A 16576-nucleotide genomic window follows, 5' to 3' on the forward strand; every position below is an offset into this window, starting at 1 on the left:
TAATCAGATTGCCTTCTTCTTTAACTGGCCGTTTTCCACCCACCACCAGTACCAGGCGCCGCCACTGGCTGTTGCCGCATCAAAATCAGTTACCCGGAAACTGCCGTTGCCGGAGGCGCTGGCAGGAATCTCATATACTTTCAATGCCTGCCCGTTGTGGTTCCATTGCAAGGGTTGTCCCGGGTCACAAAGTTCCGGCTTTTTAAGACTGTCAGTCAGGATAAAATATGCCTTACTCACGCCAAAAACTTTTGCCATCCCTGCTTCGTCAATACACACCGCCGTTTTTTCGTCGGGTGCAATACCGCGGGGGAAGATGCCCTGGTCTTTGATGATGCGGCTCATAAAGGTAACATGCCTGCCTTCCCGGCCACGCTTCAGGTAATGCTGATCGCTGATCACGTCACGAAGATAAGGTGCATGAAGGAAATCGTTGTTGTACACTTTTACGAGCGAATCATACGGATTGGCCAACACAGAATCAGACACTGCACTGCCGCCTTCGCCGCTGTAATAAAATCCGCTCAGGATGGCACAGCCCGCGCTGGTGCCGCCTACCGGCACTTTCTTTTCCTGCAGTAAATAATTAATCGCGTCGTTTACTTTGGTGCCTCGCCACTGGTTCATGTAGCGCGACTGATCCCCACCGGCAATAAACAACATCTCCGCGTTGCGGATAATATTGGCTACCGTATCGTTGTTAGCCAGTTCGCGGCTGGTGATATTCAGCGTTTCCACGGAATTTACTTTTCTGAGGGAATCTATGTCACTGTTATAACCTCCGTTGCCGGAGGCTGTAAGTACTACCACATCGCCGCCGCCGCTGCGTTCAATCATCCACTGAAAAGCGCCGTCTACGTTGTCCCCGCCACCAATCAATGCCACGCCGCCTTTTACCGGTGTGGTCACGTCTGCGGTATCGCCAATAATGCCTATCGAGGCCGGGCGACCGGCAACAGCCGGTTGTTTTGGAACACGCATGTAACAGGCATTTAAACACATAGCCGTTACCGTTAGTACAATCATTATCCTTTTCATCAGTAGCCGGGATTTTGTTTCATGTTTTTGTTGGCTTTGGTTTCCGCATCAGGAATAGGGAATACATATCCCTTCTGGCCGGGTTTCAGCAATACAGCGCCCAATGCGTTGATAGCATCTTCCGGGTTGCGGGTTACATTCAGCCCCCTTCTTCTCAGATCGAAGAGACGATGCCCTTCAAAGGCCAGCTCCTTGAAACGTTCGGTATACAAAGCGGTGATCAACGCATCTTTATTGTTGAATGACTGCGGCGTGTAACCATTGATGCGCGCGGCACGCAGGCTGTTCAGATCAGCAGCGCCATCTCCCACCCGGTTACTTTCTGCCAGTGCCTCCGCACGGATCAGGTACATTTCTCCTGTTCTTAAAAGCTTAATATCCGCCAGGCCCAGGCTGCCGGAAGAACCAAAGTATTTATTCACCAGGTACTCGGAGTTACCGGCGCCGCGGGTATCGTCAAACTGTATGTAAGCAGGATAACGCACGTCGTTATTCTTATCAAACAGGTTAATCAGTTCAAAGGAAGGTACATATAACGCTACGTCCCTGTTGAAATAAGCGCTGCCAATCAGGTCATCATTACTGCCTGCCACCTGTTTCAGTTTCCAGATCACTTCAGCCTCCTTCGTGTCTTTCCAGATGCCGGGAAAATCGCTGGCTGATGCCAGCGGTAGCGCATCAATGGCTTCTGTGGCATAAGTTACTGCATCGCTCCATTTTTTGGCGTATAAAGCCACTCTCGCCTGGATAGCAGAAACAGCAGGAAGCGTGATCCTCGTGTTATCATCTGCCTCAGCAGGGATCAGTGTTTTAGCCAGTTGCAAATCTCTTTCTATACCGGCTATTACTTCTCCAAAAGTATTCCGTGCAGGAAAACTGTTAACGGAAGTATCCATATAAGGCACCCCCATAGCGGCCGGTTCATATGCTTCTGCATAACTCTGCAATAACTGGAAATGACAATAAGCACGAATAGCTAATGCCTCTCCGCGGTACTGATCTTTCAAACCTATCTCATCACCTTTGGCAGGAACATTACCCATAGCGCCCAATACCCGGTTGGCGCGGTCAATGGCAATATAATATTCCCCGAAAGAAGCGGTAACGGTGGTATTGCTGGGATCTACCCGCCAACGGTAAGTGGCAACGCCACCACCCGTACCGTTTTCACTGGGAAGGGTACACTCATCGGTCATCAGGGATACACTGTAGATGGTGTTGTAGGTAAGACCAGAATAGGCGCCGAGCAGGCCGCCATTCAGATCATTCACCGTCCGGAAAGTTCTTCCCGGATCTATGATACTGTCGGTAGGCGAAAGGTCCAGTTGCTTATTACAGGCAAGTATACACAACAACAACAGGAGTGTAAAAGTATATTTGATATAACGGATTGTCATGAGCTCAATGATTTAAAAATTAACGTTCAGGCCAAAAGTGTAGGTTCGTGCGCTGGGGTAATCAAACCTGCCCTCACCATAGTTATTTTCCGGATCAAAACTTTTCCATTTGGTCCAGGTATACAGGTTCTGCGCCTGCGCAAAAATCTGGATGCCCTGCACAAATTTCAGGTGGGTCATAATTTCTTTCGGGAAATTATAGCCGATATTTACATTCCTTAAACGCAGGTAAGATGCATCCTGGATATCTTTGGAAGAGAATCCCCTGCTGGCGTCAAACTTAGGCAGGATGGCGTTATCGCCTGGTTTCTTCCAGCGGTCATACAACATGCGCACCGACTGATTACTGCTGGCAAAACTTGGATTTTCGTTGTAGTAATCTTCGTTGAGATAGCGCATGGTTTTATCTGCAAACGTAAACAGTGCGTTCAGATAAAATCCTTTCCAGGTAACGCCGGTATTAAACCCACCGGTGAAAGGAGGAATATAAGTGCCAAACTCCGCTACGCTCAAAGCCGTTTCATTGTAGTCGCTCGTTTTATTACCCGACCTGTCGTAGTACAGCGGATCTCCTGTTTGCGGATCTACTCCGGCCCATTTAGGTGCATAGTGAGACCCGTAAGGCAGGCCTACTCTTACAATCTGCGTGGTGCCCTGCGTAAATTCACCGGAAGCCCCCAGATCGGTGATCACATTTTTATTATACGCAAAGTTCACCCCTACCGACCAGGTGAAATCTCTTCTCTTCACAATATCTCCCTGGAGATCCATTTCTATGCCCCTGTTGCGCATAGCGCCGGAATTGAGGAACATGGTGGAAAACCCGGAAGTGATAGATAAAGGCTGTTCTATGAAGAGGTTATTGGTTACTTTATTATATACATCCGTTACCAGGCGGATACGGTTATTCATTACACCCAGGTCAAAGCCAACGTTAAATTCTTTGGCATATTCCCAGTCGTAGTTAGGGTTACCCGGCTGGTTAGGCACAATGGCCGGATTACCGCCATACTGCTCGGTTCCGTAGGTACGGAAATAAGCAAAAGGCCCGAGATTGGAAAATGGATTGGCAGAAGTACCATAGCTCGCGCGGAAGCGCAGGTTATCTACAAAGCTCACATCTTTCAGGAAATTTTCTTTCTTCACTTCCCATCCAACACCCAGGGAATAGAAGCCATGCCAGCGGTTGTCCGGTGGTACGGTAGAAGCGCCGTCGTACCGGTAACTGGCATTCAGTGTATACTTTTCATTGAAAGTATACCGGCCTACACCAATCCAGGAAGCCAGCGCGCTTTTGGTGCGGCCGCCTCCCAGCAAAGCGTTGTAGGGCGAGCCGGGCGTAATGGCAGCAGGAGTAGCGGGCAACCTGTCGTCCAGGTCATAACCGGTATAGTCAAATGCACGGTAATTATTCCGGGTAAACTCAAAATAACCGGATACTTCAAAATCATGTTTACCGGCAACTTTTGAATACGTTAACCCGGAAGTGCTCACCAGTGTAACATTCCTGGTAACGCCTTCTCCAAAACTACCTCTTCCGCCGTTATCCACTTTATAGCCGGAATAGGAATCCGGGTTCACATAACGCTCGGTGGTAGTTTCCCTGAAGTCGATGCCCAGCCTGGTTTTCGCTACCAGTCCTTTTGCCAGGATATAATTCAGTGAAGTACCGATAATACTTTTCAGCTGATTGTCTTTGCTGCTGGTATTTAATAATGCTTCCAGTGCATTGCTGCCTTCCCGCAGATCATATACCGGGTACACATCATCGTTATAATTGGTGACCAGTGTACCATCCGGTGCATAAGGATATTCATAAGGCAGGGCGTAGTATACAGCTGCCAGCGGGTTGCTGCCGCTGCTGGAGGCTTCTCTTTCTATGAAGGAAGACTCAGAATAGGCTAGTCCCACGTTGATGTTGGCGGTTAACTTACCGGCGTTAAAATCCAGGTTATTTTTAAAGCTGTAGCGTTTCAGTTCAGAACGTTTGGCAATACCCTGCTGATCATAATAATTCACGGAACTATAAAACCGTATGTTTTCATTACCACCGCTCACGCTCAGCTGTTGTTCCTGGAATTTACCTGTTTGCAGGAAAATCTTTCTCCAGTCGGTATTTACATTTCTCAGGCTATCGATGATATGGTCTGCTTCCTGTTTTTCCTGTGGTGTTTTATTGGCGTAGTCAGGATTTTTACTGGAGAATTCCCAGCCGGGTCCCAGGTTAGCGCCGGTTTCCAGACCGATTTCCTCTTCAAACTGCAGGTGCTGCGCTGAATTCATCATCTGGAATTTGGGCGTGGTCATATTGGAAAAACCATATTGCGATTTATAGGACACTGCTAATCTTCCTGCCTGTCCTTTTTTGGTGGTGATCACAATTACGCCATTGGAACCACGCGATCCGTATAATGCTTTGGCGGAAGCGTCTTTCAATACGGTAACAGAAGCGATGTCTGAAGGGTTGATACCCTGAAACTGACCTGCTTCGATGGGGATGCCATCCATTACATATAAAACGGAGGAGCTGCCATTGATGGTACCCACGCCGCGTACAGTAATAGTGGCGCTGGTACCCGGCTGACCGGAACCCGCAGATACCACCATTCCCGGAACCCGTCCCTGCAGGATCTGGTCGAAGGTGGCCATAGGCACCTGTGTAATTTTATCGGCCCCCACTACGCCGGCGGCGGCGGTAGATTTATCCCTGGCATAATTCGTATACCCGGTAACCGTTACGGCATTCAGCGTTTTGATATCTTCGGTTAATACCACATTAATTTCACGCCTGTTGCCGATAGTTACCTGCTGACTAACATAGCCTACCAGTGAAAACTGGAGTGTGGCAGCATTATCAGGAGCAATGAGCGTATAGGCACCATCTTCATTGGTAAGCGTGCCGGCAGTGGTGCCGGAGGCACGTACCGTAACACCGGGTAAAGGCAGGTTATCCAATCCCCGGACGGTTCCCCTGATAGTAATATCTACGGCAGATTTACTTTCTGTACCGGCGTATACTACTACCAGCCCGTCTTCTTTCAGGGAATAGGCCAGGTTGGTGCCTGCAAATGCCTGTGAGAGCACCGCGTCCAATGTGGCTTCCTTTGCTGCTACCGTCACCTTTTTGTTTTCAGGCAGTGTTTTATCATGAAACACAAAGCGGTAAGCCGTTTGATGCTCCAATGTTTTCAGCAATTGTTTGATACTTGTTTCTTTTACCTGCAGGGTGATCGTCTCCTGCGCGAAACAAATAGCCTGCACCTGAAGGCAGGTCAAAAAAAGAAGAACCGTTAATTTCATAGTAAGCAGCAATTTGCCGGTGGGAACAGGTTTCCCCTTCCATTCCAGGAATACAAGTTTTAACATACCTTTGATGTTGGTTTAGTAAATGATCATTCAGGACATTTTCTAGCCTAATTCCGGGGGGAAGTGTTCCACCACTTCCCCCTTTCTTATATTTATTTGGTTGATGTATAATTATTTATTTACTGATAATAATTTCTCCGTTTACCATTTTAAAGCTGAATGGATAAGATAACTGCAGGGCATCCAGTGCTTTCAGGATCGTTTCACTTTCAAAAGTGCCGGAATACCGGTAATGCTTTACTTCTTCATCTGCAAAGGTGACCCGGATACCATACCATTTTTCCAGCTTGCCTGCAATCGCTTCCAATGGCTCGTTTTCAATTTCCAGCCGGTTTCTTACCCAGGCTATTTCCCTGGCTTTGTGATTTACCGGATCAGCATCCAGCGGCACTATTTTAAAAGGATTGGCCGGTGTTGACAGCCCGGCTGCATTTGTTGTGAATTTCTGATTTGGTTGTAGTATGATCTTCTCTTCCGGTTTGCTGGCCAGCGTAACCTCTACCTTGCCTTTAAACAAAGCGGTTTCCGATTGATGGCTACCGGCATAGGCGCTTACATTAAAAACGGTACCCAGTACCTTAATATCAAAAGCGGCAGTATGTACAATGAAAGGGTACTGCGCATGTTGTGTTACATCAAAAAAAGCCTCTCCGGTAAGGGTTAACTGCCTGTTGGCCTCATTAAAGCCTGCGGCCAGTTCCACGGTACTGTTTTGCCGTAAAATAATGGAGGAACCATCCGGCAACACGATCGTTTTACGGGGATCATTGCCGGCATTGATAACCACCATGCCTGTTTCGGGCGAGGTGATATCGGCAACAGTATTGGTACGGTTGAACAGGTAAATGGCTCCGGCCAGCAGCAGGACGCCTCCCAGTGCAGCGGCATATTTAAATAACGGATTGATTTTTCTGCCGGAAGGAGTGACGGACTGCTCTTCCAGGGCTGAATGAAGAAGCTCATACTGTGAAATACCATCCTGCAGGTGTTTCAATTGCTCCAGGCGGTTACCCTGCCGGGCGGACAGTACCTCAATCATATACCGGGCTTCCTGTACAGCGGCCTTCTTTTCGGGATGGCGGGCCACCCAACTCTCCCAAAATAATACATCAGTGTCATTCTCTTCCAGGCAATAGCGCTGGAAAGATTCATCACATGCAAAGTCGGCGGCTTCGAAGTCCTGGAAATTCATGTAGGTATGCCTTTGATTATACAGACGGCAAAACCGGCCATTTTTCCTAAGGGTTTTATAAATTTTTTTTCGGGAGATAGAAAAATGCTGCTTATTTCAGCATTTTCCTTAGTGCTTTGATGGCATCATAAATGGTATTGTAAGCCGTTTTCACCGTTTGCGAAGTTTGTGCGGCTATCTGTTCATAGGACAGACCTTCAAAAAATTTAAGCCGTATCAGCTCTATCTGTCGTGGGGTTAGCGCTTTCAGGGCCTGTTGCAGCCGCTGTTTTAATTCTTCATCCTGTTGTACCTGGATAATTATTTCTTCATAAGATAATTCCCGCTCTGCTTCTTTATCCGTCATCCGGTGAATGGCAGCATGGATCTTCGACTGGTACGCCAATTGATCCAGCAGCTGTCGTTTCAGGGCGGTAAATAAATAGGCCGGCACATTGGTTACCGGGCGCAGCGTTTGGTGCCGGGTCCAGAGCTGCAAAAACAATTGTGTGATACAGTCCTTCACCAGTTCATCGCTGCCGCAAATTTTTAATCCAAACCGCAGCAAATGTGAATAGGTATTATTATACAGTGCAAACAACGCCTGTTTATCGCCGTTTCTCAGGCGCTCCCAATGAATATTATTGTCTTCTTCATAAGACATAAAAATGCAGGTCGTTATAATGTTGATATCGCAGTTTCCTTCATCAGTTCCCTGATGGCTGCTTCCAGTTGCTGATCTCTTCCTTTAGTTATCTCTTCAGGCGCGTTATTCACACGTATATCCGGCTCCGTCTGATGATTTTCCAGGTAATAGCCCTCCCTGCTTTTCACACCCAGCGAAGGCACGCTCCAGTGGAGATTCCCATCAGATAATGTTTCCCCGGTCATGAAAGTACAGCTTCCCGGCACCGGCATGCCTATCAGCTTGCCCATATGGAGATACTGATAGTCGAACGCAAAACAGCTGCCATCGCTGTAGTTGGCTTCGTTGGCAATCACCACCGATGGCTTCGTCCAGCGGAAGCCGGGTTCGATGCTTTCTACCTGGGAGTCCGTTGTATTTTTCCTGACCTCCGTGCCACTCAGCATCATGCCCAGGTCTGAGGCCAGGTCGCCTCCCCGGTTAAAACGGGTATCCACCACAATACCTTTGCAGCCGGCGTACCTGCCCATTATTTCGCTGTAGGCGTTGCGATAGGCAGCATCATTCATCCGGTATAAATGTACATATCCCAGCTGGCCGTTGCTGAGGCGTGTTACTTCGTCCCTGTTGCGTTTCACCCATCTTTTGTACAGCAGGTCGCTTTCTGCTTCCGGCGTAACCGGCGTCACCACTATATCCTGCTGCTGACCGCCATCACTAATACGCAACCGGATATTTTTACCTGCCCGGTGATTAAGATATTGGGAAAGATCTTTATCTGCTGTAATCTCCTCTCCATCTATAGCCGTAATAAACATGCCCGGCTTCAGGCCAAATGCTTCCTGGTCCAGCGGACCATTGGGAAGTACCTCACTTATTTTTACACCGGCGCCCCTGTAAGATACATCGTAACAAATACCCAGGGAAGCCGTTTCTTCTTTTTCTTCTGCAATATTGCTGCCTGTAGCACCACTGTGACTTACATTCAGCTCACCCAGCATTTCACTTACCATCTCTGCCAGTTCAAAGTTGTTGGCAATATGCGGCAGGAACTTTTCATAATTCCGGCCATATGCTTCCCAGTCGGCGCCGTGATAACCGGCGGTATAAAATGCTTCCTTTGTTCGTCGCCAGATATGCGAAAACATCGCCTCCCTTTCTGCGGGCAAATCTATTTTCATAGTGCCGTTAATGGTGATGCTATGCTGCGTTTTTCCGGTGGTATCCAATTGCAGGATACGGGCGTCTGCCAGCAGAAAAAGCTGTTGTTGTGCGGTATCCCATTGCAGGGAACAATCTTCCGCCTTAACAGACAAAGGCATCGTGGATGTTTTGGTGGATACATCTGTTATCCACAATTGATAAGCCGCACCGGCTTTTACCAGATAATATAATTTATTCCCGTTTTTACTCAGTAATACATCCGCCAGCATAGCGGCCGAGGGGGTTAGTTTTGTAATCCGTTCTGCATCTTTAAAACTGTTGCCGGAAAACGGTAACGCATATACGTCCTGCTGCCGGCTGCTGCTGGTGGAAAAACCCCGCAGTCCGTTCCGGTCGCTTTTCCAGATCATCATCTTTCCGTCCATTGCCCATTGCGGCGCCTCATCGGCAAAGCCGCTTTGCGTGATATTTTGTACACTACCACTGCCATCAGCTGCTACGAGACCTACTTCCTGGTTGCCGGCGCCCGGCTGGTTGTATTGAAGCAGGAGATACTTGCTATCAGGGCTCCAGCGGAAATACTGATCGTGATCCTTACGGCTGAACAACGACGCAATGCGACGGCTCTTTCCCGAAGCGATGTTATATATTTTTAACGTTACCCTGTTTTCGATATAAGCTATTTCTTTTCCATCGGGAGAATACAAGGGCTGGTAGTTTTCCTGGCCGTTGGCCAACAACACGGTTGTTTTTCCACGCAACAGATCCATTTCGCAAAGCTGCCAGCCACGGCTGCTTTCGCTGGCATACAACAATTTTGTGCCATCCGGTGAAAAGCTGAGGTCTGCCTCTTCTTCCGGGGTATGCGTCAACTGCCGGATGGTACCCTGTTCCATGCCGGCGGCAAATACATCTCCCCGGAAAATAAACGCGCACTCCTTACCGGAAGGTGAAACCACGCCGTATTTAATATGATCCGCCACGGGTACTACCTTTGTGTTTTCCATGGTCCGGCTGGGAGGGCGTATGTTTACTTTTTCAGGTGCTGCGCCCGGCGCCTGCAAATAAATATCTCCGTTGAAACCGAAGCACAGCACGCCATTGCCGGCTGCGCTCAGAAACCGCACGGGGTAATGCTTAAATGTTGTGAGTTGTTCTGATGTTCCGGGATGATCCAGCCACAAACGGTGTACATTAAAACTACCACTCTCTTCACTCAAATAACAGATGGCCTTTCCATTATTGGTAAACACCGGTGACCTGTCTTCCCCGCGAAAGTTTGTCAATTGTTGATATGTATCTTTCTGCATGTCATACAGCCAGATATCCCTTGCTGCAGCAGATACCTGGTGCTTTCGCCACGGATTCTCCCGGTTCTTCTTATCGTGATAAATAATGTATTGACCATTGAGCTTTGCATCTTCTGCGGGAACGGTTAGCACTTGCGTTACCCGCCCACCGTTTACGGATACACGATATAGTTCAGACTGCGCATCTGAAGGGAATTGCCGGTTGTTCACCGCATCCATTCTTACGCCGCCAAAAATCACCTGCTGATCATCTTCACTAAAATCATATGGATACTCATCTGCCGAATGAAAGGTGAGTTGTTTTTCAATTCCCCCGCTGGCAGGTACCAGGAAGACATCTGCATTACCATAGCGGTCCGATGCAAAGGCAATGCTGCGGCCATTGTGGCTCCATACGGGCATCCACTCTTCCGCACTGCTATTCGTTAACTGTACAGCAGTACCACCCGTAGCAGCTACGGTGTATAGATCGCTTTTATAAGTAAATGCTATTGTTTTTCCATCAGGAGAAAGGGAAGGATAGCGCAGCCAGCTGAACGAACTTTGGGCAAAAATATATTCCCCAAAAAACAAGATGAGTAAAATAATGATCAGTCTTTTCATTCGCAGTTTGTAACAACCCGGATAAAGATACAAATATATCATTCATATTTTCCGGGGTTACTGCATCCTGCTAAATGCCCAGCATCACCCGCTCCTCCTCGGCTTCAGCTTCTTCCTGGGTCACCGGTGGCGCATCAGTTACTTCTGTGAGCAGCAGGGTATATCCCAGCAGCAATACAATTAATAATACCTGGTACCGCAACACAATAGGCGCCGCAAAAACGCTGAACGCAAAATTCAGCCCGATGAAAGCCCAGCACAACAGCAAGGCGATATTAAACTTACGGCTGGTTTTCCGGATCCCTTTTTTGATAAGATAGCGGATCGTTTCTTCTATAAATAACAAATGACAAATCACTATCAGGGAAGGGAACAGCGACATCAGCGTACTTTGCCAGTTATTGTATTTGCCTTCCGGCTTTGGCTTATCCCCATCTTTAAAAAAAGTAGCTACTTCTTTATTCACCAGGTTGATGATGGGCCGGTTATACCCGCCTAATACTTCCAGCTCCGGCAATAAATAAAGCTTCGCATTGCCCAGCAAATAATAGCGGGTAAAATCCCAGGGATATTTCCGGATCATATAATTCCCATAGTCGCTGCATAAAGGCGCTACGCCACACCAGCCGGCATATACGTCTTTGTCCTTATGCGCCAGTCCATAGTCTCTCAGCAATCCCTTCTGCGGCCCGTTCATATCCCACATAAAATACGATCCGTCCGACACCACTATTCTTCTCGGCAACTTCTTCACCGCCGTCATATAGTGATATACCGCCTTATGCGTTTTGGCAAACTGTTTTGGTACGCCCACAGAATCCAGCGGTATATACTGCATCATATACATGGCGTTATTCATAATCTGCCAGCCACTGAAAGCAGAAAATATTTTCACCCCGGAATGCTCCGCGGTTTTCTGCCGGGTAAACATCACAAACGAAACGATCAGCATCACCGGCAATAAAACAGCCACCACTTTCTGCCACGGCCGGTAAGCCGATAATAAAATCGGTATCAGCGCCACCAGCGGGTAAAACATGGCATTATACCGCACCGTAAACGCATAGCCCAGCAACAGCCCGTGAAATACCAGCAACAGCGTGGTGGGTTTGTGCAGGATCCAGAGCAACAATGTAATCCAGGTAAGTCCGAGCGAGAGAAACAGTGCATCCGAAATAAAATAATTACTCAGAAACGGGAACAATGGATTAATAAGCAGAAATGCATAAAAGCCATACCTGAAATAGCTCTGCGGATTAAAAATGTAGCATACACTGAAATAAAAGAAAAAGGCGCTGGCTTCCAGCAATATAAACTGCACCACGGTGAGCATTATTTCCGAGCGGGAAAACTGGTGAAACAGCCACAGGAATTTAGAATATCCTATGGGCCAGAGGTTGTAATTCCTGTTCTGCAGGGCCGTTTCCATATAGGATCCGGTATCTGACGTAAAATCTATATACGGAAAAAAATGTTTGAATACCACCATCTTGACCACCGCCACAATAACGGCTGCTGCCAGGAGCAGGCCATTGCGCCGGCTGGCAAATATAAAGGCGCCGAAACCAGGAGCGGGAGTAACAAAGGACCGGGGAGATAGTAATAACATAGCCAGTTTTGAGGGATTTTACATATGGCTACAAGTATAAAAGAAGCCACTGAATTGGGGTATCAGTGCATGATTTTCAGTGTTTTAAAGATCTTTTTTTTAGAAAAGGGGATTAAAAATTTGGTAATTATCAGAAATGTCATAATTTCGCGGTCCTGAATTGCTATTGCCTGATAGTATAACGGTAGTACGACAGACTCTGACTCTGTTTGTCTTGGTTCGAATCCAGGTCAGGCAACAAGAAAGTCCGCTTTGATAGCGGACTTTTTTTATTGGGATGATAGTATCATGTGATACTATCATCCCAATAAAAATGACGCCTCCATATCAGATCACTATCGGATTCTTCAGCTCATTGTCTCCATTTCATCCACCTTAATATTATAAAAGGTCTAAGACCAACTTACCTGTTTACGAGGAATAAAGAAGCCTTTTATGCAATTGGGATTCCTTATACATATTTGAACATGTGTTTTGTCGTTGAACCCTGCACCGTCATAAATGGTACTTCCCTCAATGAAGATACCTCTTACTGTATCAAAAGGAGGTTGCTTTGTTTGGGCGGTAATTTTGTGAACATTCTTTATAACAGCACAATCAAGAGCCCTTACTACTTTATCAATTGAACTTTCGTCACCGATAGGATTTTTGTTGACAGGAAGTTTTGTACCTTCACTGGTTGCAGATTGTTTCAAACTGTCATATGAAAGTTTGACCAGATCAATAAACCGTTTATCTGATAGGTCCAGGCAATTGCCCAGGCTAAATACTGCTCCTAAAACAGCTGGTTTTTTGATCTTTACATTCGGTGGCGGGCTTTTGGCGAAGTGAGATGCCCGCTCATAATTGTTTTGCCAGAAATACATTCCGTCACCCAACCAATCCCATTTGTTCCTGCTTGATTTCAGCATGGTCTGGTGCATAACGACCCGATCCCGTATATCTTGATCGCAACCATGAAAACCAATAATTAATCCGGGATCAGAAGAATATAATAATTCCGGCGTGGCCATTAAGCAGGGAAATTAATGTGTGGAAAACAAAGGTGTATGGTTATGATAGAAGAGATTTACCTGGTAGCAGCTTTCTTTTTAGCGGCAGCTTTTTTTGCTGCAGGTTTTGTTGTTTTGTTACCATCTCCATCCGTAATCAGAATGCTCCGAATGCCTAAATCATCAATTAATTTTGTTGCTTCCTCTTGAGATTGAGCAACAAGATTCCTTTGATCAATTAAGGCTTTACGAATAATATGATAAGAAGCACTAGTCATGAATGCAAATATACCCAAAATTGAGCTTTTCCCATTTAATACTAAATATTATTTGTTAATCATTTCCCATTTACTAAAAGAAGAATAATCTGCTCACGTTCACGCATAATTTTGTCATACCAAATACAAACACCCAACAAAAACAATCCAATCATGAACATTGATCAAATAGATATCGAAACAGGTGCATAACATGCCTATTCTTAATCTCAACCAACAAAACCAGTTCAGTCATGAGCATCAATCAAACAGATATTGACACAGGTGCATAACACGCACATCAAATTTCAAAATAACAAAGCTGATTAACAACTTAATCAGCTTTGTTATTTTAATCCTGAATTAATCATTACAATCCGGTTTTGCCGCCAATCAAACCAACACATAACTTGTACTTCTTCCACCAGCAGCCTCCTTCTTCAAAACTTCTTTCTCCAACAGGTCATTAATATCCCTGATCGCAGTATCCGAGGAGCATTTGGTAATCTTTGCCCATTTGGAAGAAGTAAGCTTTCCATTAAAACCATCCAGCATTTTTAACAACATCATTTTTTGACGTCCGTTAAATTCCTTGTCTTTATACCTTTCCCAGAACCTGGCTTTATTTATAACATTGGTTAAAATTTCATCTGTAGCCATCATTGCGCGATATAAACAATCGAGGAACCATTCCAGCCACGCTGTTATATCCAGATTTCCCTTTTGTGTTTTTTCCAGTATGGCGTAATAGGCATTCCTTTCTTTCCTGATCTGAGCCGACATGCTGTAAAACCGTTGACTGTTATCATCTGCACGGGCCAGTTGCATATCAGTGATAGCCCTTGCTATACGGCCATTTCCATCATCGAAAGGATGCAGGGTAACAAACCATAAATGAGCCAATGCAGCTTTTATAATTGGATCGTAATAAGTATTTCCGTTAAACCATTGAAGAAATGCTTTCATTTCTGCAGGCAGTCTGCGTGAGGAAGGCGCCTCATAGTGAACCTTTTCCTTTCCGTAAGGGTCTGAAACCACTTGCATCGGAGCTGTATCCGGGTTATTTCTCCACGCGCCGGTAACAATCTTTCTCATTCCGGTTCGCCCGGTAGGAAAAAGCGCAGCATGCCAGCTGAAGAGCCTTTCTTTAGTAAGTTTGGCTGTATACTGCTGTACCGCATCCATCATCATTTCCACTACCCCCTCCACGTCACGATCAATGTGAACCGGACTGGCAATATCAATTCCTAATCTTTTAGCAATAGACGATCTCACCTGCTCCGTGTCAAGTATTTCTCCTTCAATTTCACTGGATTTTAATACATCGAGTGTAATAGTTTCAAGAGAAGCTTCTGTTTGCAGATCAAAGCCCAGGCTTTCCATATAACCCAGTATTTTCCCCTGCTGGAAACGTACTTTCGCCAGCAGGTCTGTAAGCTTGCTGTGATCCCATTTGAACTCCGGCCAGGTATTTCTATTGTGTATATACATTATTCGCCGCTCATTTTGCGGTGAATATACGGATTATTATCCGCAAATACTCGCTTAATCACCGCATAATTTGCGGCAATTAACGTAGTTCCACTTCCTCCTACCTCTCCACATCCCACCACACTCTCCCCGTCAAATCATCCTTACCATGCAACCCCGGCTGCGCAGCAACCGCATCATCCACACTCTTCGTATTCACATTATGCTCTGAAAGCGGGTATCCCTGTCTCCGCGGAATAGGGATGTTATTATTATCCGGCGCAGGCGTTAACTCAGGATAGCCTGTCCTTCTCCATTCTGCCCATGCTTCATAACCGTTCATATACAGATGTACCCAACGTTGGTAAGCAATCTGTTTAATAGCGGTAGCGGCATTATACGCTACTTCCGGACGTGCGAGGTAGGCGGCAACGCCGGTGGAGGAACCTGTCCACTGATTAATAGATGCGGTAACAGCGGCATTGTAATCGAGCAATGCCGCCGCATCGCCGCCGCTGATCCATCCCAGCTTCGCGGCTTCTGCACGGGCAAACAGTGCCTGTGCGTATGTCACCAGGTAAACGGTGGCATCCTGTTTACGTATAGCCGTTCCCTGGAAGGATACGCTGCTTGCGGGGATATTCTGCGCCTGGTTTCCCTGCAAACCGTAAGGCATGCCTACATAATCGCCGCTGCCGGTGGTGCCTGCATATACTTTCAGGCGGGGATCGCCCAGTGGCTTCATATAATCTACGAGTGGCTTGCTGATGCAGTACCATCTGCGGCCCTGCACGGAATACACGTAGTACCAGTAGTTCTGGTAGGCTGCTTCTCCGAGGTGTTGTGAAATGGCATTGTCGTCGTTACTGGTAAAGATGCCATCGGTTAATGCGGCGGCAAATTCACGCTTGCCCCAGGCGGGATCTACTTTCGACAGTCGTAATGCCATGAGTGCATGCAGGGTGCCTGCCAGCCGTTTCCATTTACTGATATCGCCATAATACAACACATCGCCTGCGGCGGCTGTTTTGCTGTCTTCCAGCTGGGCGGCGGCTTCGGTTAGTTCTTTAAACAGGTCTGTATAAATATCTTTCTGGCGGTCGTAAGCGGGATTTATTTTATCCCGTCCCTGCAATGCTTCTTTGTAAGGCACATCTCCCCAGCGGTCGGTGATGTACCAGAAGAAGTAAGCCCGGAGTATCCTGGCTACTGCTTTCTGGTTATTGGCTGATCCTTCATCTTCATTAAAATGAACAGTGTTGATGATCTTGTTCAGGTTCATCAGCGCATCGGCATAAAAACTGGAAAATTCAAAGGAGATGTTGATATAACGGGAGGCATCTGTATATACTTTTTCGGAAAGATGCTGCACATACAACAATCCATAGGGAGTGGCCGTGGTGGTATCCATTCGCAGGATGGCATAGGTAAGCAGCTTGGGATTGGAAAAAGTATCCGGCTGATTCGGATCACGGTTAATGCTATCTGAAAACTTGGTGCAGGATACTAACGTAAACGCAAGTACGATAATGATATATAATAGCTTTTTCATG

Annotated in this window: 11 protein-coding genes and 1 tRNA gene; 1 reads left to right on the forward strand and 11 read right to left on the reverse strand. The window is 46.7% G+C overall.

All coding sequences use genetic code 11. The annotated features are described in order from the left end of the window. Positions 1-3: 3 nt before the first annotated feature. The 7 genes from V7S65_RS14580 to V7S65_RS14610 all read right to left on the reverse strand — a co-directional run bounded on the left by V7S65_RS14580 (position 4) and on the right by V7S65_RS14610 (position 12304). Entirely contained in the window at positions 4-1038 is a 1035-nt protein-coding gene (locus V7S65_RS14580; RefSeq protein ID WP_336386685.1) for a cyanophycinase, read from the reverse strand. After that, entirely contained in the window at positions 1038-2435 is a 1398-nt protein-coding gene (locus tag V7S65_RS14585; protein WP_336386684.1) for a RagB/SusD family nutrient uptake outer membrane protein, read from the reverse strand. Before V7S65_RS14585 ends, V7S65_RS14580 begins: the two co-directional genes overlap by 1 nt. Before the next feature lie 12 nt (positions 2436-2447). Next, positions 2448-5801: a TonB-dependent receptor gene (locus V7S65_RS14590; protein WP_336386683.1), complete on the reverse strand. Its 3354-nt coding sequence runs from the start codon at positions 5799-5801 to the stop codon at positions 2448-2450. Positions 5802-5916: 115 nt separating this feature from the next. Continuing rightward, positions 5917-6993 (reverse strand): FecR family protein, encoded by a 1077-nt coding sequence (locus V7S65_RS14595; protein WP_336386682.1) that lies wholly within the window; start codon positions 6991-6993, stop codon positions 5917-5919. 91 nt (positions 6994-7084) lie between these two features. Further along, positions 7085-7636: an RNA polymerase sigma factor gene (locus tag V7S65_RS14600; protein ID WP_111577786.1), complete on the reverse strand. Its 552-nt coding sequence runs from the start codon at positions 7634-7636 to the stop codon at positions 7085-7087. A gap of 14 nt (positions 7637-7650) precedes the next feature. Next, positions 7651-10695: a S41 family peptidase gene (locus V7S65_RS14605; RefSeq protein WP_336386681.1), complete on the reverse strand. Its 3045-nt coding sequence runs from the start codon at positions 10693-10695 to the stop codon at positions 7651-7653. 70 nt (positions 10696-10765) lie between these two features. Then, positions 10766-12304, reverse strand: coding sequence for a hypothetical protein (locus V7S65_RS14610; RefSeq protein ID WP_336386680.1), 1539 nt, complete (start codon positions 12302-12304; stop codon positions 10766-10768). A 167-nt stretch (positions 12305-12471) separates the two neighbouring features. Here V7S65_RS14610 and V7S65_RS14615 point away from each other — a divergent pair. After that, a tRNA-Gln gene (locus V7S65_RS14615) sits at positions 12472-12542 on the forward strand. 154 nt (positions 12543-12696) lie between these two features. Here V7S65_RS14615 and V7S65_RS14620 read toward each other — a convergent pair. The 4 genes from V7S65_RS14620 to V7S65_RS14635 form a co-directional block, all read right to left on the reverse strand. Next, positions 12697-13317, reverse strand: a complete 621-nt coding sequence (locus V7S65_RS14620; protein WP_336386679.1) for a hypothetical protein — start codon at positions 13315-13317, stop codon at positions 12697-12699. A 56-nt stretch (positions 13318-13373) separates the two neighbouring features. After that, a complete protein-coding gene (locus V7S65_RS14625) occupies positions 13374-13574 on the reverse strand; it encodes a hypothetical protein (RefSeq protein WP_336386678.1) in 201 nt (66 codons plus the stop codon). A gap of 372 nt (positions 13575-13946) precedes the next feature. Then, positions 13947-15044, reverse strand: a complete 1098-nt coding sequence (locus V7S65_RS14630) for a Fic family protein (protein ID WP_336386677.1) — start codon at positions 15042-15044, stop codon at positions 13947-13949. Positions 15045-15144: 100 nt separating this feature from the next. Next, entirely contained in the window at positions 15145-16575 is a 1431-nt protein-coding gene (locus V7S65_RS14635; protein ID WP_111577793.1) for a SusD/RagB family nutrient-binding outer membrane lipoprotein, read from the reverse strand. Position 16576 lies beyond the last annotated feature (1 nt).

It is taken from the genome of Chitinophaga sp. CCNWYY40 (assembly GCF_037483205.1).
Taxonomy (GTDB): Bacteria; Bacteroidota; Bacteroidia; order Chitinophagales; family Chitinophagaceae; genus Chitinophaga; species Chitinophaga ginsengisegetis.